Origin of the sequence: Pseudomonas sp. NFR09 (genome assembly GCF_900111535.1) — a bacterium.
Taxonomy (GTDB): Bacteria; Pseudomonadota; Gammaproteobacteria; order Pseudomonadales; family Pseudomonadaceae; genus Aquipseudomonas; species Aquipseudomonas extremorientalis.
In genome coordinates, this window is the sequence record NZ_FOIH01000009.1 from 282,202 (window position 1) to 299,637 (window position 17,436).

21 protein-coding genes are annotated in these 17,436 nt (G+C 61.9%); 11 read left to right on the plus strand and 10 right to left on the minus strand.

Going from position 1 to position 17,436, the window contains the following annotated elements; all coding sequences use genetic code 11:
- Window positions 1–15 precede the first annotated feature (15 nt).
- The 3 genes from BMX59_RS21150 to BMX59_RS21160 are packed head-to-tail and all read left to right on the plus strand — an operon-like array spanning window position 16 to window position 2,033.
- Window positions 16–435, plus strand: coding sequence for a YybH family protein (locus BMX59_RS21150; RefSeq protein ID WP_093125399.1), 420 nt, complete (start codon window positions 16–18; stop codon window positions 433–435).
- A 42-nt stretch (window positions 436–477) separates the two neighbouring features.
- Window positions 478–822, plus strand: a complete 345-nt coding sequence (locus BMX59_RS21155) for a YciI family protein (protein WP_016978318.1) — start codon at window positions 478–480, stop codon at window positions 820–822.
- A complete protein-coding gene (locus tag BMX59_RS21160) occupies window positions 819–2,033 on the plus strand; it encodes an RNA polymerase sigma factor (RefSeq protein WP_093125402.1) in 1,215 nt (404 codons plus the stop codon). The genes BMX59_RS21155 and BMX59_RS21160 overlap by 4 nt, the downstream gene beginning before the upstream one ends.
- 6 nt (window positions 2,034–2,039) lie before the next feature.
- Here BMX59_RS21160 and BMX59_RS21165 read toward each other — a convergent pair whose 3' ends face one another.
- Window positions 2,040–2,894, minus strand: coding sequence for a LysR family transcriptional regulator (locus tag BMX59_RS21165; protein ID WP_092247065.1), 855 nt, complete (start codon window positions 2,892–2,894; stop codon window positions 2,040–2,042).
- 89 nt (window positions 2,895–2,983) lie between these two features.
- Between BMX59_RS21165 and BMX59_RS21170 the strand changes: the two genes are divergently transcribed.
- On the plus strand, window positions 2,984–3,427 hold the full coding sequence (locus BMX59_RS21170; protein ID WP_092247068.1) for a multidrug/biocide efflux PACE transporter: 444 nt from the start codon (window positions 2,984–2,986) through the stop codon (window positions 3,425–3,427).
- 2 nt (window positions 3,428–3,429) lie between these two features.
- On the opposite strand, the gene BMX59_RS21175 is transcribed toward BMX59_RS21170, so the two are convergent.
- The gene (locus BMX59_RS21175) at window positions 3,430–4,188 is read right to left on the minus strand and encodes an SDR family NAD(P)-dependent oxidoreductase (protein ID WP_093125407.1); all 759 of its coding nucleotides are present in this window, start codon (window positions 4,186–4,188) and stop codon (window positions 3,430–3,432) included.
- A gap of 106 nt (window positions 4,189–4,294) precedes the next feature.
- Here BMX59_RS21175 and BMX59_RS21180 point away from each other — a divergent pair, with 106 nt between their 5' ends.
- The gene (locus BMX59_RS21180; RefSeq protein ID WP_093125410.1) at window positions 4,295–5,191 is read left to right on the plus strand and encodes a LysR family transcriptional regulator; all 897 of its coding nucleotides are present in this window, start codon (window positions 4,295–4,297) and stop codon (window positions 5,189–5,191) included.
- Here the strand turns inward: BMX59_RS21180 and BMX59_RS21185 are convergent.
- Window positions 5,188–6,105 carry a LysR family transcriptional regulator gene (locus BMX59_RS21185; RefSeq protein WP_071489492.1) on the minus strand — a complete coding sequence of 306 codons (918 nt, stop codon included), beginning with the start codon at window positions 6,103–6,105 and terminating at the stop codon, window positions 5,188–5,190. The two genes, BMX59_RS21180 and BMX59_RS21185, sit on opposite strands and share 4 nt — an antisense overlap.
- A gap of 120 nt (window positions 6,106–6,225) precedes the next feature.
- On the opposite strand from BMX59_RS21185, the gene BMX59_RS21190 reads away from it, so the two are divergent.
- The 3 genes from BMX59_RS21190 to BMX59_RS21200 are packed head-to-tail and all read left to right on the plus strand — an operon-like array spanning window position 6,226 to window position 8,891.
- On the plus strand, window positions 6,226–6,984 hold the full coding sequence (locus BMX59_RS21190) for a 5-oxoprolinase subunit PxpA (protein ID WP_092247074.1): 759 nt from the start codon (window positions 6,226–6,228) through the stop codon (window positions 6,982–6,984).
- A 57-nt stretch (window positions 6,985–7,041) separates the two neighbouring features.
- Entirely contained in the window at window positions 7,042–7,920 is an 879-nt protein-coding gene (locus BMX59_RS21195) for a 5-oxoprolinase subunit B family protein (RefSeq protein WP_093125413.1), read from the plus strand.
- Complete coding sequence (locus tag BMX59_RS21200; RefSeq protein WP_093125418.1) at window positions 7,917–8,891, plus strand: 5-oxoprolinase subunit C family protein; 975 nt, start codon at window positions 7,917–7,919, stop codon at window positions 8,889–8,891. The genes BMX59_RS21195 and BMX59_RS21200 overlap by 4 nt, the downstream gene beginning before the upstream one ends.
- 110 nt (window positions 8,892–9,001) lie before the next feature.
- On the opposite strand, the gene BMX59_RS21205 is transcribed toward BMX59_RS21200, so the two are convergent.
- Window positions 9,002–10,618, minus strand: coding sequence for an inorganic phosphate transporter (locus BMX59_RS21205; RefSeq protein WP_071489496.1), 1,617 nt, complete (start codon window positions 10,616–10,618; stop codon window positions 9,002–9,004).
- A gap of 332 nt (window positions 10,619–10,950) precedes the next feature.
- Here BMX59_RS21205 and BMX59_RS30260 point away from each other — a divergent pair, with 332 nt between their 5' ends.
- On the plus strand, window positions 10,951–11,283 hold the full coding sequence (locus tag BMX59_RS30260) for a hypothetical protein (RefSeq protein WP_139212917.1): 333 nt from the start codon (window positions 10,951–10,953) through the stop codon (window positions 11,281–11,283).
- A gap of 154 nt (window positions 11,284–11,437) precedes the next feature.
- Here BMX59_RS30260 and BMX59_RS21210 read toward each other — a convergent pair whose 3' ends face one another.
- From BMX59_RS21210 to BMX59_RS21220, 3 genes are all read right to left on the minus strand, one after another.
- Window positions 11,438–12,460 (minus strand): transporter, encoded by a 1,023-nt coding sequence (locus BMX59_RS21210; RefSeq protein WP_093125423.1) that lies wholly within the window; start codon window positions 12,458–12,460, stop codon window positions 11,438–11,440.
- 147 nt (window positions 12,461–12,607) lie between these two features.
- Window positions 12,608–12,916 carry a PepSY domain-containing protein gene (locus tag BMX59_RS21215; protein WP_093125428.1) on the minus strand — a complete coding sequence of 103 codons (309 nt, stop codon included), beginning with the start codon at window positions 12,914–12,916 and terminating at the stop codon, window positions 12,608–12,610.
- A gap of 86 nt (window positions 12,917–13,002) precedes the next feature.
- Window positions 13,003–14,130, minus strand: coding sequence for a glycerophosphodiester phosphodiesterase family protein (locus BMX59_RS21220; protein ID WP_092247092.1), 1,128 nt, complete (start codon window positions 14,128–14,130; stop codon window positions 13,003–13,005).
- A 232-nt stretch (window positions 14,131–14,362) separates the two neighbouring features.
- Between BMX59_RS21220 and BMX59_RS21225 the strand changes: the two genes are divergently transcribed.
- Entirely contained in the window at window positions 14,363–14,686 is a 324-nt protein-coding gene (locus tag BMX59_RS21225) for a DUF2025 family protein (protein ID WP_093125434.1), read from the plus strand.
- Window positions 14,687–14,884: 198 nt separating this feature from the next.
- Here the strand turns inward: BMX59_RS21225 and BMX59_RS21230 are convergent, their stop codons facing one another.
- Together BMX59_RS21230 and BMX59_RS21235 are read right to left on the minus strand one after the other, a co-directional pair.
- Window positions 14,885–15,208 (minus strand): antibiotic biosynthesis monooxygenase family protein, encoded by a 324-nt coding sequence (locus BMX59_RS21230; RefSeq protein WP_058427268.1) that lies wholly within the window; start codon window positions 15,206–15,208, stop codon window positions 14,885–14,887.
- Window positions 15,205–15,906: a CTP synthase C-terminal region-related (seleno)protein gene (locus tag BMX59_RS21235; protein ID WP_175486694.1), complete on the minus strand. Its 702-nt coding sequence runs from the start codon at window positions 15,904–15,906 to the stop codon at window positions 15,205–15,207. Before BMX59_RS21235 ends, BMX59_RS21230 begins: the two co-directional genes overlap by 4 nt.
- Before the next feature lie 80 nt (window positions 15,907–15,986).
- Between BMX59_RS21235 and BMX59_RS21240 the strand changes: the two genes are divergently transcribed.
- A complete protein-coding gene (locus tag BMX59_RS21240) occupies window positions 15,987–16,865 on the plus strand; it encodes a LysR family transcriptional regulator (RefSeq protein WP_093125444.1) in 879 nt (292 codons plus the stop codon).
- On the opposite strand, the gene BMX59_RS21245 is transcribed toward BMX59_RS21240, so the two are convergent.
- A complete protein-coding gene (locus BMX59_RS21245) occupies window positions 16,862–17,380 on the minus strand; it encodes a DUF1003 domain-containing protein (protein ID WP_058427265.1) in 519 nt (172 codons plus the stop codon). The two genes, BMX59_RS21240 and BMX59_RS21245, sit on opposite strands and share 4 nt — an antisense overlap.
- Window positions 17,381–17,436: the final 56 nt, after the last annotated feature.

The following is a 17,436-nucleotide window of genomic DNA, read 5'->3' on the forward strand; positions in this document are numbered from 1 at the left end:
CCGAGGAGTATCGCCATGAGCACTGCCATCAACACCCTGATCGAACAATGGAAGCAAGCTGTCACCGCCAAGGATGTCGACAATATTGTCAGCTTTTATGCCGAGGATATCGTCGCGTTCGACGCCGTTGGCGCCCTGCAATTCAAAGGCAAGGCCGCCTACCAGGCGCACTGGAAGGCCTGCATGGAGTTCTGTCCCGGCCCCGGCATTTTCGACTTTCATGAGCTGCATATCGTAGCCGGAGAAGACAGCGCCTTTGCCCACTGGCTCGCCCACTGTGGTGGCGCCGGGCCGGATGGCGTGCTCAAGACGTGCTGGATGCGGGTCAGCGCCGGTTACCAGCGCATCAACGGGCAGTGGAAGGTGGTGCATGAGCACTGGTCCGCGCCTTTTGACATGGAAACCGGCGCCGGTCTGTTCGACCTGAAACCTTGACCTGCGCGATCTATAGTCAGTAATCCGAAAACGGAGAACGCCATGAAATACCTGTGCCTGATCTACAGCAACGAACAGGTGCTGCACACCTCGCCGGACAGCCCCGCCGACCCGGAGTGCTTCGCCTACGCGCAGTCCGTGCAGGCCAGCGGTCGCATGCTGGCCGCCGAGCCGTTGGAGTCGGTGAGCACCGCCACCACCGTGCGCATGCGCAATGGCAAGCTGTCGATCACCGACGGGCCGTTTGCCGAAACCAAGGAACAGCTCGCCGGCTTCTACCTGATCGAGGCCCGTGACTTGAACGAAGCGATCCAGGTGGCTGGCGGTATTCCGGCCGCCCGGGTCGGCAGTGTAGAAGTGCGTCCCGTGCGTGAATTGAATCTGTGACTGCAACAACCTCGGTCGATGCCCTTTACCGCAGCGAATCACGTCGGGTTCTCGCAACGCTGATTCGCTTGCTGGGCGACTTCGACCTGGCCGAAGAAGCCCTGCACGACGCGTTTTTCGTCGCCGTGCAGCGCTGGCCCCTGGACGGTGTGCCAGCCAACCCAAGGGCATGGCTGGTGTCGACTGGGCGCTTCAAGGCCATCGACCGTCTGCGCCGCCAGGCGCGGTTTACCCCGTTGTTGCAGGAGCAGGCCGACACGCTGGAAGCGGCTGACTGGAGCGACGAAGACGTGGAAGACGACCGCCTGCGCCTTATTTTCACCTGCTGCCACCCAGCACTGGCGGCAGATGCCCAGGCGGCGCTGACCCTGCGTGAGATCTGCGACCTCACCACCGAGGAAATTGCCCGGGCGTTCCTGGCCACGCCGGCCACCATCGCCCAGCGCATCGTGCGCGCCAAGGGCAAGATCCGCGAGGCGAAAATCCCTTATCAAGTGCCGTCCAGGGACGCGCTGCCGGAGCGTTTGGATGCGGTGCTGCGGGTGATTTACCTGGTGTTCAACGAGGGGTATTCGGCGTCCATCGGTGCCGACCTGACCCGCGAGGAGTTGACCCGCGAAGCGATTCGCCTGGGGCGCCTGCTGCTGGAGTTGCTGCCCGAACCGGAAGTCATGGGTCTGCTGGCCTTGATGCTGCTGCACGAGTCCCGCCGCCCGGCGCGCACCTCGGCCGAGGGTGAGTTGGTGCTGCTGGCTGAGCAGGATCGCTCGCTGTGGGACGCCTCGTTGATTGCCGAAGGTTGTGCCCTGGTCGAGCGCGCGCTGGGCACACGGCGCTTTGGTCCGTATTGCCTGCAGGCCGCCATCGCCGCGGTGCATGCCGAAGCGGCGCGTGCCGATGAGACGGACTGGCCGCAGATCGTCGGGCTCTACGATGTATTGCTCAGGGCCGTGCCGTCACCGGTGATCGAACTGAACCGCGCCGTAGCCCTGGCCATGCGCGATGGGCCGTTGGCGGGGTTGCAGCAGGTGGAGGGCATTCTGGCACGCGGCGAGTTGCTGGATTACCACTTGGTGCATTCGACGCGGGGGGAGTTCTGCCGGCAACTGGGGCGCGTCGAAGAGGCGCGCGCCGCCTACGCAAAAGCCCAGTCGCTGACCCAGCAGGGCCCGGAACGACGTTTCCTCGAACAACGTTTGCAAAACCTGTAGGCGGTGTCATTCGAGCATTTGACTGAGCATCCAACTGCCCGCCGGCCCAGGTGGGTGTTGTCGCGACCACAACGCATCCACCGCCACCGAGCGTGGCCAGCCCCGAACGTTGAGTTCAATCAGTTCGGCATTACCAAAGCGCTCCACCAACCAGCGTGGTAACTCCGCCCAGCCGAAACCGAGTTGAGCCATCTCCATCAGCATCAGAAAACTCGGCGCCGACCACACCCGGCCCATGGGGCGTGTCTCGTTGGGGCTGATGATGCTTGCCAGGCGCAGTTCCCGGTGTTGTTGCAGGGCCTGCGAGTCGATGTTTTCTACGCGCGCCAATGGGTGAGTGGGGGCGACGAACAGTGCGATTTCCGTGCGTTCGGCCACGGGCGAGTGGGTCAGGTCGGGCGGGTAGATGTGCTGGGCTTCGATCAAGGCAATCTGTGCACGGCCGCTCTGCACCAGGGCGATCAGGTCTTCACACTCGGCGATCAGCCATTCCAGTTCAAGGTCCGGGTAGCGATGTTCAAAGGCCTTGAGGGCGATCTCGAAGCGTTCCGACTGATACGTATCGGACATGGCGATCGTGACCTTCGGCTCCAACCCCTGGGACAACTGGCTCGCCGCCAGTTCCAGGCGACTGCTGGCCTCCAGCACCTGTTCGGCGCGCTGCAGCAGCACATGGCCGGCCGGGGTCAGCGTCGGCTTGCGGCTGCTGCGGTCGAACAGCACCACATCCAGGTCAATCTCCAGGCTCGCCACGGCCGCACTGACGGTGGACTGGCTCTTGCCCAGCTTGCGTGCCGCCGCCGAAAACGAGCCTTGGGTAGCGGCCTGGACAAACGCTTGCAGCACTTCGTGGGAGGCCATGACTATCGCCTTGATCGATGGTTATTAGTTATGAAGTATCGATTCAAAGGGTAATCATGGCAACCATCGTCCTTCACAGAGCACAGGTTATGAGCCCTACCAAGTCGATTACTGAACGCGTTTGCCAGGCCCTGGGTTTTGAAGGCCTGGCGTTGTTGATCTGTACGCCGCTGCTGGTCTGGATCACCGGCAGGCCGGCCCTGGAAATGGGCGCGGTGACCCTGGGCCTGAGCCTGTTGGCGCTGACCTGGAACATCATCTTCAACAGCCTGTTCGACCGCCTCAAGGTGCGCCTGCAACTGTCCAACGGCGGTTGGACGCGAGTGTTGCATGCGCTGATGTTCGAAGGCGGGCTGATCATCGTCGCCGTGCCGCTGATCGCGGCGTGGCTGAACATCAGCCTGATGCAGGCGTTCATGCTCGACATCGGCGTGTTGCTGTTTTTCCTGCCGTACACCTATGTGTATCACTGGGGGTATGACGTGATCCGGGAAAAAATCATCAACAGAAACGCGCCTGCAGGTTATGTGTGAAATCAGAGGAACATGCCGCCTGAGGCTTCGATGCGTTGCCCGGTGATCCAGTGGCTGCCATCGGCCAGCAGGGTCGAGATCGCCCCGCCAATGTCGTCCGGCAAACCGGCGCGACCCAGGGCGGTGTTGTTGGCCACCATCGTATTCACATCCGGGTTGTCGCGCACGGCGCCGCCGCTGAAATCCGTGGCAATGGCGCCAGGGGCCAGGGTGTTCACGCTGATCCCGCGCGGGCCCAGTTCCTTGGCCTGGTAGCGCGACAGCACTTCCACCGCACCTTTCATCGACGCATAAGCCGCATACCCCGGCAGGCTGAACCGCGCCAGGCCGCTGGAAATATTGAGGATGCGCCCACCATCGCAGATCAGCGGCAGCAATTTTTGCGTGAGGAAAAACGGCGCCTTGAAGTGGATCGCTACCAATTGGTCGAACTGCGCTTCGGTGGTCTCGGCAAAACTGGCGTGGGCGCCGATACCGGCGTTGTTGATCAGAAAGTTGAAGTGATCCTGTGCAAACACGTCCTTGAGCAGGGTGCCGACTTCGCCGACAAAGGCATCGAAGCGGTCGCTCTGGCTCACATCCAGTTGCAGCATGGCGGCGCGGCCACCCAGGGCCTGGACCTGCTCGACCACCGTCTGGGCTTCAGCTGCCGCGCTGTGGTAGGTGCCGATGATGTCGACGCCCTGGGCCGCCAGGTGCAGCGCGGCGCTTTTGCCCAGGCCACGACTGGCGCCGGTGATCAGTGCGATTTTACGGGGCATGGTGCAGTCCTCTCAGGTGATTGGTGGGACTGAGTGTATTTATTCGTCCGTAACGTGATAAACAGCGCCATACCGGAATCACTGGCCGGATAAGGCGAACAATCCCATGAATAAACTTGAGCTGTTGCGCACCTTCGTGCGCGTCACCGAACTGTCGAGTTTTACCCAGGCCGGCGAGAGCCTCGGCCTGCCGCGCTCGACCGTGTCCGAGCATGTGCAAGCCCTGGAAGAACTGCTCGGCGCGCGCCTGTTGCAACGCACCACGCGTAAGGTGCAGGCGACCCAGGACGGCCGGGTTTTGTATGAGCGCAGCAAGGACCTGCTGTCGCACATGGAGGAGTTGGAGGGGTTGTTTCGCCAGGATGAGGCGCAACTGAGCGGGCGCATCCGGGTGGACATGCCCACCGTGATGGCGCGGGAGTTGATCCTGCCGCGCTTGCCCGAATTCATGGACGCGCACCCGCTGATCGAGCTGGAGATCAGCAGTTCCGACCGCCAGGTGGATCTGATCGCCGAAGGCTTTGATTGCGTGTTGCGTGTCGGCGCCCAGCCGGATCAAACGGTGGTCGCACGAAAAGTCTGCAGCATGCCGATGGTCAACTGCGTGAGCCCGGTCTACCTGCAACGCTATGGCACGCCGATGACCCTGGCGGACCTGGCGCAGCATCAACTGGTGCATTACGTGCGGCCGCTGGGGTCACGTTCGGCGGGCTTCGAATACCAGCAGGGCAACAAGGTGCACCGCGTGCCGATGGCCGGGCGGGTCACGGTCAACAGCACAGATGCCTATCAGGCTGCTTGCCTGGGTGGGTTCGGGATTACCCAGGTGCCGTTGCTCGGTATCCGCGAGTTGCTGGCGCGTGGCGAACTGGTCAGCGTCCTGCCGGATTACCCGGCTCCCCCATTGGACGTGTCGATGCTCTATGCCGGGCAACGGCATTTGCCGCAACGTGTGCGGGTATTCATGGAGTGGCTGGCTGCGACGTTGCGAGCCCAGCTCTAACGCCGTGCCGACAATTGCTGCGGCGCCAGGAACGCGTCGTGGAAGTAATCGCGCACTGCCTGCATCGCCGGGGTGAACGCGCGCTCGCGGTGCCAGGCCAGGCCCACGCTCATCGGCGTGACGGGGTCGGTGACGGTGAGGGTTTCGATGCGCTTGCCTTCCAGGGACCAGGGCCGATGCACCAGGTCGGACAGGATCGCCACGCCGCTGCCATTGGCGACCATGCTGCGCACCGCTTCCACCGAACTGGTGCGCAGCCGCACCTGGGGCGTTTGCCCGGCCTGTTCCCAATAGCGCATGGCGCTGTGTTCGGCCTCGTCGACGGTGAGCAGGATGTAGGGTTCCCGGGCCACATCGGCCAGGCTCACGGCGCCGCGCTCGCACAGCGGGTGGTGGCTGGGCAGCCACAGGCGGCGTTCCGAGTTGAACAAGATCTCCGAGACGATAGCCGGGTGGGTAAGGTTGGCGGTGAGCACCACCGCCATGTCGAACTGGCCGTCGAGCAAACCCTGTTCGATGGCCTGGCGTTCCTGCTCGAAGACCTCGATGGTCACGTCCGGGTGCCAGTGCTCCATGCGCTGCAAGTGGTGCGGCAGGAAGTAGCCGAGCACCGTGTAGCTGGCCGCCAGGCGCAGCACGCCGCTGGCGCGGTAGTCGGGCAGCGGGCTGTTCAGCGCGTCATCGACACTGCGCAGGATCACGTAGGCGCGGTTGAGAAAATGCCGCCCGGCGTCAGTCAGGTTCATGCCCTGGGCCGAACGCACGAACAGTTGCACACCGAGCATGCCCTCCAGCTCCTTGATCGCCGTGGTCACCGCCGACTGGGAGATGTTCAGGTGGATGGCCGCCTGGGAAATCTGGCCGATCTCGGCGGTGGCGACAAAGTAGCGGACTTGGCGCAAGGTCAGGGACATCGGCCTCTCCAAAACGTAGGGCTATCTGATTTTCAGAAGATGGGTCATCTGATAATAGATCTTCCCAAGGGGTCAAGGGGCAGCCTACTTTTCCTGCATCACTTAGGCGGAGCGACTTCGATGCAGGCAGTGGATTTCAATTCGGACATGGGCGAAGGCTTTGGCCCCTGGACCATCGGCGATGGCGTCGACGCTGAGCTGATGGCCTACATCAGCTCGGCCAATATCGCCACCGGCTTCCACGCCGGCGACCCCGGCACCATGCGCCGCACCGTCGAGCGGGCCAGGCAATTGGGCGTGGCCATCGGCGCGCATCCTGGCTTCCGTGATCTGGTCGGCTTTGGCCGCCGCCATATCAACGCTCCGGCCCAGGAGCTGGTGGACGACATGCTCTACCAGCTTGGCGCCCTGCGGGAAATTGCCCGCGCCCAGGGCATGACCCTGCAACACATCAAACCCCACGGCGCGCTGTACATGCACCTGGCCCGCGACGAAGAAGCCGCGCGCCTGCTGGTGCAGAACCTGCGCATCATCGAGCCGACGCTGCTGCTGTACTGCATGCCCAACTCGGTGATCTGGCGTGTCGCGCAGGAGCTGGGACAGCCGGTGGTCCGGGAGTTTTATGCCGACCGTGAGTACGATCTGACCGGCTCCATCGTGTTTACCCGCAATGTGCGGGCGCTGGACCCGGCGACGGTGGCGGCGCGCGTCCTGCGGGCCTGTCAGACGGGACTTGTTCGAACCGTGGAAGGCGAAGACCTGTTTATCGAATTCGACTCCATCTGCCTGCACAGCGACACCCCCGGTGCGCTGGAGCTGGTGGAAGCCACCCGCGAAGCGCTGGACCAAGCGGGCATCACGGTCAAGACACCACAATAAAAATCATCGCCTTATTTTTTCGCCTGCCTTTCTACAATGATTCCAAGAGGAACAGACATGGCTGAAACGTCCCCCATCCGCTACAGCTTCGGCGGTGATGAACACCTGTTTGCCGAGGTCAGCGACAGCATGTCCCTGGAGGCCTTTTTCAAGGGCATGGCGGTGACCCGCGCGGTGGAGCGCCTGGCGCTGGAAGGCGTGCTGGATGTGTGCCTGGCCAACGCATCGTTCCAGATCCGCTTCGACCCCGACCGCATCGCGCCCCATGTATTGCTCGATGCGGTGCACACCGCCGAAGCCCAGGCCGTGGCCGAACGCACGCTGCACACGCGCATCATCGAAATCCCGGTGCTGTACAACGACCCGTGGACCCATGAAACCCTCATGCGTTTTCGCGACCGCCACCAGGACCCCAGCGGCACCGACCTGGAATACGCTGCGCGTATCAATGGCCTGGCCGATGTCGACGCGTTTATCGCTGCCCACAGCGGTGCGCCATGGTTTGTGTCGATGGTCGGGTTTGTCGCGGGCTTGCCGTTCATGTTCCAGATGGTCGAGCGCGAGCGGCAGTTGCAGGTGCCCAAGTACCTGCGCCCGCGCACCGACACGCCGAAACTCACCCTCGGCCATGGCGGCTGTTTTGGTTGCATCTACTCGGTGCGCGGTGCCGGCGGTTACCAGATGTTCGGCGTGACCCCGGCGCCGATCTATGACCCGGCGCAGCAGTTGGCCTACCTCAAGGAGCACATGGTGTTCTTCCGGCCAGGCGATATCGTGCAGTTCAAACCCATGGACCGTGACGCCTACGACCGAGCGGTGGCCGAGGTGGACGCAGGACGTTTCGACCTGCGTATCCGTCCGGTGGAATTTTCCCTCGACGCTTTTCTCGCCGACCCCATTGGCTACCCGAAAACCCTGCAGGAGGCGCTGGCATGATCAAGGTCCTCAAACCCGGCCTCGCCACCTCCGTGCAAGACCTTGGCCGCGAAGGTTACTACCACCTGGGCATCCCGCCGTCGGGTGCGTTGGATCAATACGCGTTGAGCGCGGCCAACCACCTGGTGGGCAACCCGGTGGGCGCGGCGGGTCTGGAATGCACATTGATCGGCCCAGAACTGCAGTTCCAACAGGATGCGCTGGTGGCCCTCAGCGGCGCCCTGATGTCGCCGCGCCTGGACGGTGAAGTGGTGCACCAGGACACCGCGTTCCAGGTGCGCGCCGGGCAGGTGTTGCGCTTTGAATTTCCCAAGGCGGGGGCGCGGACTTACCTCGCGGTGGCCGGTGGCATTGATGTGCCGCTGGTGCTCGGTAGCCGCTCGACCTACACCCTCGGCGCGCTTGGCGGCTTTCAGGGGCGGCGCTTGCAGGAAGGCGATGAATTGCCCATAGGTGAAGCCAGTGGCACGGGGCGCGCGGGCAACAGTCTGCCGATGGCGTTGCGTCGCTCAGTGGGCGGGGATATCACCCTGCGCGTGGTGCCGGGGCTGTATTACGAGCGCCTCACGGATGCGGCAAAAAGCAGCTTTTTCGCCGAGCCCTGGACCGTGGGTTCCGAAGCCGACCGCATCGGCTATCGCTTCAAGGGCGGCAGTGCGTTGAGCTTCCAGCCACGGGAGCAGCCGTTTGGCGCGGGGTCGGACCCTTCGAACATCGTCGACAGTTGCTACCCGATCGGTTCGATCCAGGTGCCGGCTGGCTTGGAGCCGATTGTATTGCACCGGGATGCGGTGTCGGGCGGTGGCTACGCGATGATCGGCACGGTGATCAGCGCCGACCTGGATTTGATCGGGCAGATGCAACCGAACCAGCGGGCAGGGTTTGTGGCGGTGACGCTGGAGCAGGCGTTGGAGGCGCGGCGTGTCTACAAGAAGCGGTTGAAGATAATGTCCGGGCTGTTCGCTGGATAAAACTGTGGGAGGGGGCTTGCCCCCGATAGCGGTGGACCAGCCAGCTTCTCTATAGCTGACCCACTGCAATCGGGGGCAAGCCCCCTCCCACATGTTCAATCACTGTTGTGTCAGAAGAGTTGGGTGAACAGCCAGTAGAGGCTGCCGGAAAGCAGAATCGCCGCCGGCAACGTCAGCACCCACGCCATCGCCAGGTTGCGGATCGTGCGCATCTGCAACCCGCCCCCGTTCGCCACCATGGTCCCCGCCACACCCGACGACAGCACATGGGTGGTCGACACCGGCAACCCATACATGTCCGCCGCGCCGATGGTCAGCATCGCCACCATTTCTGCCGAGGCGCCTTGGGCGTAGGTCAGGTGGGTCTTGCCGATCTTCTCGCCCACGGTCACCACGATGCGCTTCCAGCCGACCATGGTGCCCAGGCCCAGGGCGATGGCCACGGCGATTTTCACCCACAGCGGAATAAAGCGCGTGGAATTGTCGATCTGTTGCTTGAACAGTTGCAGCTTGCCCTGGGTGTCGGCGTCGAAGCTGCCGACCTTGCCCTTGTCCATCAGGCGAATGGTTTCGCTGGTCAGGTACATGTCGTTACGCACGTTGCCGACGGCTTCGGCAGGCACCTTGGCCAGGGAGCCATAACCTTTGACTTCATCACCGATCTGCCCGGCGAGGGCGGCGAGGGCGGGGACCAGTTCCGGGGTGGCTTCCTTGGTGCGCACGTAGGTGGAGAGGATCGGGCGCGGGTCACCGGTCAGCGCTTGCGGGGCACTTTTCACCAGGGCGACCTGGGTGACTTCGGCCACTGCCGCGAACTGCAGCGACTGCTCGGCCGGCATGGTGCGGTTCAGCGCGTAGGCCATCGGCAAGGTGCCCACCAGGATCAGCATGATCAGGCCCATGCCTTTTTGCCCATCGTTGGAGCCATGGGCAAAGGACACGCCGGTGCAGGTGGCGATCAGCATGCCGCGGATCCACCACGGTGGCGGGGTGTCGCCCTTGGGCGCCTTGTACAGCGCGCGATTCTTGACGAAGGCGCGCAGGGCCAGCAACAGCATCGCCGCAAACGCGAAGCCGATCAGCGGCGACAGCAGCAAGGCGTAACCGATCTTGATCGCCTGGCTCCAGTCCACACCGCTGGTGCCGTCACGCCCGTGCATCAAGGCATTCGCCACGCCCACGCCGATGATCGAACCGATCAGCGTGTGGGACGACGACGCCGGCAAGCCCAGCCACCAGGTGCCGAGGTTCCACAGGATCGCGGCGATCAGCAGGGCGAAGATCATCGCAAAGCCGGCGGAAGAACCCACCTGCAGAATCAGCTCGACCGGCAGCAACGCAATAATCCCGAACGCCACCGCGCCGCTCGAAAGCAGCACGCCGAGGAAGTTGAAAAAGCCCGACCACACCACCGCAAAATGCGGCGGCAGCGAGTTGGTGTAGATCACCGTCGCCACGGCGTTGGCGGTGTCGTGGAAGCCGTTGACGAACTCGAAACCCAAGGCGATCAACAGCGCCACGCCCAGCAGCAGAAACGGCGTCCAGGTGGTGAGCTGGGCGCCCATTTCATGCATGTCGTGCATCAGGCTGTAGGCGGTGAACAACAGGCCCATGGCGAGCACGGCAAAGAAGATGATTACCGTCACCAGGCCGGGTTTCTTGTCCAGCCTGGGCTTGGGCGCGGCGGGTGAGGCGTGGGTGGAGGCAGTCAGGGAAGGGGTGGCCATGCCGGGGCATCCAGTGTGGGGAGGATGCCGTTCATAGTCATTGCAGAATGTTACAAAGATACTGCCATAGGTCAGTGTTTGGAGGATTGAGCATGCTGCTGGTCAGTAGTCATTCTAAAGGTCCGGTCCGCCATCATCAGGAGGCAATGCCTATTGAAGGAGACAATTTTCAGTGTTGTTAAGTTTGATGTCGGGTCTTATTGGTAATGCCTGTTTCAGAGTGACTTGATACTCGTATGTACCTGTTATATTTGACAGTAGACGTACTAATGAGGGGGGCGGTTTAATCGAGTTGTCGGCCTGATTCAATTAATTTAAAAAAGGTGAATGTGATGGCTATTCCTACTCTCCCAAAAATCCAGATTCCTCAAGCTATACCTAATGCCTATGGTGAAAGCGTCCGCGTGGGGCATTTTGATATATTGAAAGTTGTTGTTCCTCCAATTACTTACGTTCCACCTTTTGGGTATAACACTGTCACAGTACTGATTGATGGCTGGCCAGTCCAAGAAACATTGCTTGAACCAGGGGACTCCGAACTTATTCTACTTGATATCCCACCCTTTGCGCTAAAGTGCTGCTGGCAAACAATCGGATATACGGTTGCACATGTCCATGGTACGGATATTTCAGAAACACTCTTGCTTCTCAATGAGGGCGCGTGAGGCTGAGATAAATGTTTTAACGGGCGCCAAACTGGGTTGGCGCCTCTATTTATTTGAAAATCACGTGTTTACTTGTCTTTCAAGACGGTGCTGTTTCAGGCGTCAAGGTTTAATTAGGACCCCCTGCTAGGGGCGTGGTTACGCAAATCTCAAGTCAATAGTCTTTACGCTTGCGAAAGGCCCACCGCCCGGCAATCAAGGTAAAGGTCGCCACCAACGCCACCAGGATCCAGAAGCCTTCCGGGTCCTGCGAAAGCGGCACACCCCCCACGTTCATGCCGAAAAAACCGGCGATGATGTTGATCGGCAACGCCAGCACCGTCACCACGGTGAGGGTGAACAGTGTGCGGTTGCTCTGCTCGTTGAGGTTGGCGGCGATCTCTTCCTGTAACAGCTTGATGCGTTCGCCCAGGGCCATCAGGTCGTTGATGATCAGCGCAAACTCCTCGGTGGATTTGCGCAGCTCTTTCACGTCCTCTTTTTGCAGCCATTGCGGCGGGCGGTTGAGCAGGCGCAGCAGCGAACCCGGTTCCAGCGCCAGCAGGCGTTGCAGGCGCACCAGCACCCGGCGTGCCGCCCCCAGTTCAGCGCGGTTGGTGGACAACCGTGACGAGAGCAATTGGTCCTCGATATGGTCGACGCTGATGCTGGTCTTGCGCACGATCTGCGTCAGCACTTCACCCTGGTCACGCAGCAAGTGCACGAGCAAGGCCAGCGGTGAGCGGAAGCTTTCACCGGCTTTCACCGACGAGCGCAGCTTGTCCACCGAGTGCAGCGGTTGCAGGCGTGCGCTGATCAACAGGCGGCTGCGGGCGCACACCCACAGCGTAGAAATGTCCGACGAGACCATGCTGCTGAAGTTGAACACCACGTCGTTGACCACCGCCAGCAAGGCCGAGTCAACATGCTCGATGCGGGTTGAGCGCGAACCTTCATGCAGGGCTTCGAAGAACTCTTCCGGCAGGTCCAGATGCGCCTGCATCCAGCGCTCGCATGCGGCGTGGGCCAGGTTCAGGTGCAACCACAAAAACTCGTCCGGGTCGGCCGGCTGGCGCAAGGACTGGAGGGCCGTGGCCGAATCGATCTGCTCGCCCTTTTCACCGGGGCGAAAACGGAAACCGTAAAGCAAGCCGAACAGGTCTGAGTCCTGGTGGCTGTGGTCGATGCTGTGGTTCATGGAGACTCGCAGAGAAAGGGCCTGTAGGACGTTTCACAGGTCGCGCAGCGAATCATTGCAAGGTGATATGACGATTCTGTGACCGTTTGACGGTGCCCACAAAAAAACGCGCCACCCGAAGGTGGCGCGTTTTTCACAGGGGGTAAATCAAGTGTCCAGCTTGTCTTCCAGCACGGCGCCGGTCTTGGCGTCGAGCTTCACTTCAAACCGCTTGCCGGCGGTGTCGGTCAGCTCGACTTCGTAGACCAGCACGCCGCTGTTGTTGTGGTCCAACTCGGTGTCGTTGATGGTGGCGCCAGCGTGTTGGGCCAGGGCGGCAGCGTTGAGTTTGTCGAAAGGCATCACGGCGCCGGACTTGAGCAGGCCTTCAATATGATCCGGGCGAACATCCGCCTGGGCCAGGCCGGCGGTCAGGGTCAGGGCGGTAGCGGCGAACAGAGCGGTCAAGGTTTTCATGGTGTGTGTCCTTCTTCAGTGAGCTGTTTAAGTGGCGCCAGATTAACCGGCGCAACTTAACTCATCCTTAATGGCACACTGACCACTCAGTACTTATAGTCGTTCAGCAGGTCTTGCACGCTGGACGACGGCCAGCGCTTGTAGAACTTCAGCAGTTCGGCGGCGCGGTTGGTGAAGATGCCATCGACGCCGGCCTTCATCACTTTGTCGAAGTCCACCGGCTCATCGACGGTGTAGACGTGCACCAGCAGGCCCTTGTCGTGGGTCAGCTTGTTCATCTCCGGTTTGACCAGGTCCGAATAGCTCTGGTCGCCGTGGTTGGTCAGCTCGGCCGATGGGCCGGTGCCGATAGCGCCGAGGCTCTTGGCTTCGTCGACCCATTTTTCGAACTCGGCGGCATCCTTCGGTTCCTGCTTGGCGTAGTAGGCGGCCTTGGTGGTTTCGCCGGACTCAGCGAACGTCTGCTTGTTTTTCGGCTCGATGCTGCCTTCACCCACCCACAACAGCAGGATCTTCGGGGTGTTGGGCATTTCTTTCTGCAGCTCTTTGAGGCTGGCAACCTCGAAGGTTTGCAGCACCACGCGGCCCTTGCCCTGGCCGACGCCGGTGTTGCTCTTGCCCAGCTTGGAGCCGGCGGAGCTCAGCCAGCCTTTATCCAGCAGCTTGTTCTTCAGGTCGGCTTCGATGCCCGGGAATTGCTTGGGCTCCTTGGTCTCGATGTACAGGCCGGGTTTGTGCGACGGGTTGCCTTCGGCGATCTTGATGATGTCGTCCAGGCTCTGGATTTTCAGGCCGACGAAGCCTGGACGCGCGCGGTCCGGGTAGGCGGCGTTGAACCAGCTGCCGGCGTCGAGGGTTTGCAGTTCTTTCCAGGTGAACTCGTTGGCCGGGGCGTCCTTGCGGTCGGGGAACTTGGTGGCCACGTCGGTGGTGCGCTGCAGGTTGTTGTCGTGCAGGGCGAACAGCACGCCGTCCTTGCTGCGCTGCAGGTCCATTTCCAGGTAGTCGGCACCCAGGTCGCGGGCAATCTTGTAGGCCGCGGCGGTGGATTCGGGGGCGTCGTAGGACGCGCCACGGTGGGCGATCACGGCTGGATACGGAATGCCTTCGTTGGTTGCCAATTCAGCCGGGCTGATCGGGTCGGCAGCCTGTGCCTGGCCAAGGCCGAGCATCAGGGCGAGCAGCAAGGCACTCTTGGTAAACGTGACAGGCATATGCGAAGTCCTTTCGTGGAGGTAGCTTTGAGAAGGCCTCCTTTTTAACAATTGATTGCGAAAGGCGCTATCACCAAACCGACATTAACGTGTGCACGCCTCGATTTTCTGCGTTTTTTTTGCAGGCATTGCAGTACTCTTGCCCGAAGCTGCCCCGTTAGAGGGCGGTACTTTGTGCCACGCGTGTAAACCATCTTTCCAGTCCCTGTGGGACTTTTCAGTGAGGTTTACCATGCGCATCACCTCCGAGCTTATCTGCCAGGCCGCCGACCAACTCCGTGGTTTTGTTGGCCTCAACCGCAAGACCGGCCAGTACATCGTGCGTTTCAGCGAAGACTCCTTCGGCATGGACGTGGCCGATGACGGCATCATCCCCACCTCCGAGTTCGTCTGGCTGCCGGCCCCGGAACAGACCATGACTCTGTCTCGCGAGCGCATCCAGTTACTGCTGGACCAGAACATCGACGAGCGTATCAACATCACCGAGCCGCTGCGGGTGTATATGCGGCGGGTGGAGATTCCGCAGATCAGTGCGTTGCGCAGCCTGGTGAGCTAACCCTGTGGCGAGCAGGCTTGCCCTGCGTTGGGCTGCGCAGCAGCCCCAATAAAGATCGCACTGTTCTTTCAGGAAAAACGCAGCCGCTGGTTTCAGGGGCGCTTCGCGCCCCAACGCAGGGCAAGCCTGCTCGCCACAACAAGCCTGTTAACCACAAACAACCCTGCTTTCATCATCAGGCCCTCTCACCCCAAAGCCTCAACCGCTTTCGAAGGCGTACGCCCGTTCGACTTTGCATACCCGCGTCTGGAACGCCGAGTACCAGGTGGTGCGCCCCTGTTCGCGTACCGCCCGGTGCTCGGCCTGCTGCTTCCAGGCCAGGATCGCCGCCTCGCTCTCCCAATACGACACGGTAATGCCCAACCCGTCTTCCCGTGCTGATTCCACGCCGAGAAATCCCGGTTGTCCGCGCGCCAGTTCGAGCATGCGGTTGGCGGCCTGGCCGTAACCCTGGTCGCCCTCGGTGCGCAGTGAACTGAAAATCACCGCGTAGTAGGGCGGGGCGGGTGTGCGGGCGATCATGCCGACACCGACTGGCAAGCCTTGAGCAGGGCAATTGCCAAGGGAGGGGTAATACCCTTTAACGCAGCGCGTTCGGGTTGGAACAAGGTGGCGACGAAGAACGGGTGGTCAAGCAACTCCACTGACCGCAGATCGCCCTCCGAGTCATGGCCGCTGGGGATCAGGTCGCCTTCCAGCAGGGCGTCGAGAAACTCGGGGTTCACGCCGTAGCGGCAACGATAGCCCTCCTGCTGATCAAGGGTGCCGTAGGCCTCGGCGATGCGTGTGTACGGCACCAGGCGCACGGTGTCGGTGGCTTCCACCAGCGCACAACTCAGTGGCGCGATCACGGCGCGCCTGGCGTGCGGCGCAAGTTCGCCGTGCTCGGCATCTTTCCAGCCCAGTACGTTGCGCGCATATTCCACCACCGTGTGCTGAAAACCGCCGCAGGTGCCGAGGAACGGCCGGCGTTGCTCGCGGGCAAAACGGATCGCCCGCAGTGCGCCATCGGTGTCGCGGTAGGGGCTGGCGGGGACGCACCAGAAGCCGTCGAAATCGTGCAGTGATTGCGGCAGGGTATCGGTGTCGAGCCATTGGACATGCACGCTCAGCCCCAGGGTCTCGGAGGCCTGTTGCAAGGCCACGGGAATGGCTTGGTGGGCGATGACATCGGGGTTGTAATCGCCGATCAGGGCAAGGTGCAGAGGTGTGGTTTTCATCGTGTACATCCCATGACTTGTGGTGTCCTGGGGCGCACTATAGATTGGCGTTCACGCAATCAATATTGGCGTTTGCCCATATGTTCAATGCAGCTACGCACTATTCACTCGATTACCCTGATTTGTCGCTGATCCTCGCGCTGGTGCGTGGCGGTACGCTCGCACGGGCGGCCGCGTTGTTGCGGGTGGACGTGTCCACGGTGTTCCGCGCGGTGCGGCGCCTGGAGGCGGCGCTGGGCCAGACATTGTTTGAAAAAAGCCGCGCCGGCTACCTGCCCACCAGCCTGGCAAGCAACCTGGCGCAGCAGGCCGAGCGTGCCGAACAAGCGCTGGAGGCGGCGCGCATTGGCGTGGAGCAGGGCGGTGAGGTGATCAGCGGCACGGTGCGCCTGACCTGTACCGACTCCGTACTGCAAGGTCTGCTGTTGCCGGCCCTGGCGCAGTTCATGCCGCACTACCCGGCATTGACCCTGGAACTGAGCACCTCGAATGACTTCGCCAACCTCAGCCGCCGCGACGCGGACATCGCCCTGCGCCTGACCCGCACGCCGCCGGAACATCTGGTCGGCCGACGCCTGGGCAACGTGGCTTATCAGGTGTGCGCCAGCGCGGATTTTGCTCGTCAGCACGCCGGTCGCGAGTTGGCTGACCTGCCATGGATCACCCCGGATGACTTCCTGCCCGACCACCCCACGGTCGCCTGGCGTCGCGAGCATCTGCCCGGTGTGCGTCCCAGTTATCGCTGCAACAGCATGTTGTCGGTTACCGAGCTGGTACGGGCAGGGTTGGGGGTGGCAGCCTTGCCGGACTTTCTATTGGGTGACGGCCTGCAATCGCTCGGCCCCGCGTTGGCAGGGCATGACACCGCGTTGTGGCTGCTCACGCGCCCGGACTGCCGAGCGTTGCGCTCGGTGGTGACCCTGTTCGATGAGCTGGGACGGCAGGTGCGATTGCCTTAGGTTTTTCGCACAAAATGCTCATGCATTTCGCAGGTCAGGCTTTCAATGTGCTCAGTCAGTTGTTTGGTCATTTCCGTGAGCCGGGTGTTTTGCTCCAGCAGTTCCAGTAACTGTTTGGTGGTCTGCGCCGCCTGGGCCTGGCGCTCGGTATTGGCGATCGCCAGGGCTTCACGGTGCTGCGCATCTGCATCGGACTGCGCCTTGTCGCGCGCGGCCTGGCGGGTCTGGGCCAGCAGGATCAGCGGCGCGGCGTAGGCCGATTGCAGGCTGAACGCCAGGTTGAGCAGGATGAACGGGTACACATCGAAATGCGTGATGCCGGTCATGTTCAGTACCACCCACAACACCACGATGGCGGTTTGTGCGCCAAGGAAGGTCGGCGTACCGAAGAAGCGCGCGAAGGCTTCGGCCTTGAGGGCAAAGGTGTCGTTGCCGAAGGTCGGCGCCAGGTGGGCGTGGGGGCGGTGGAAGCGCAGGTGGTCGACGGGGGTGGCTTCGGGCTTTTCTGGGGTCATGGCGGGCTCGGATCTCATGCTTGAAGAACAACCAGCACTATAGACCGAGCCCCCGG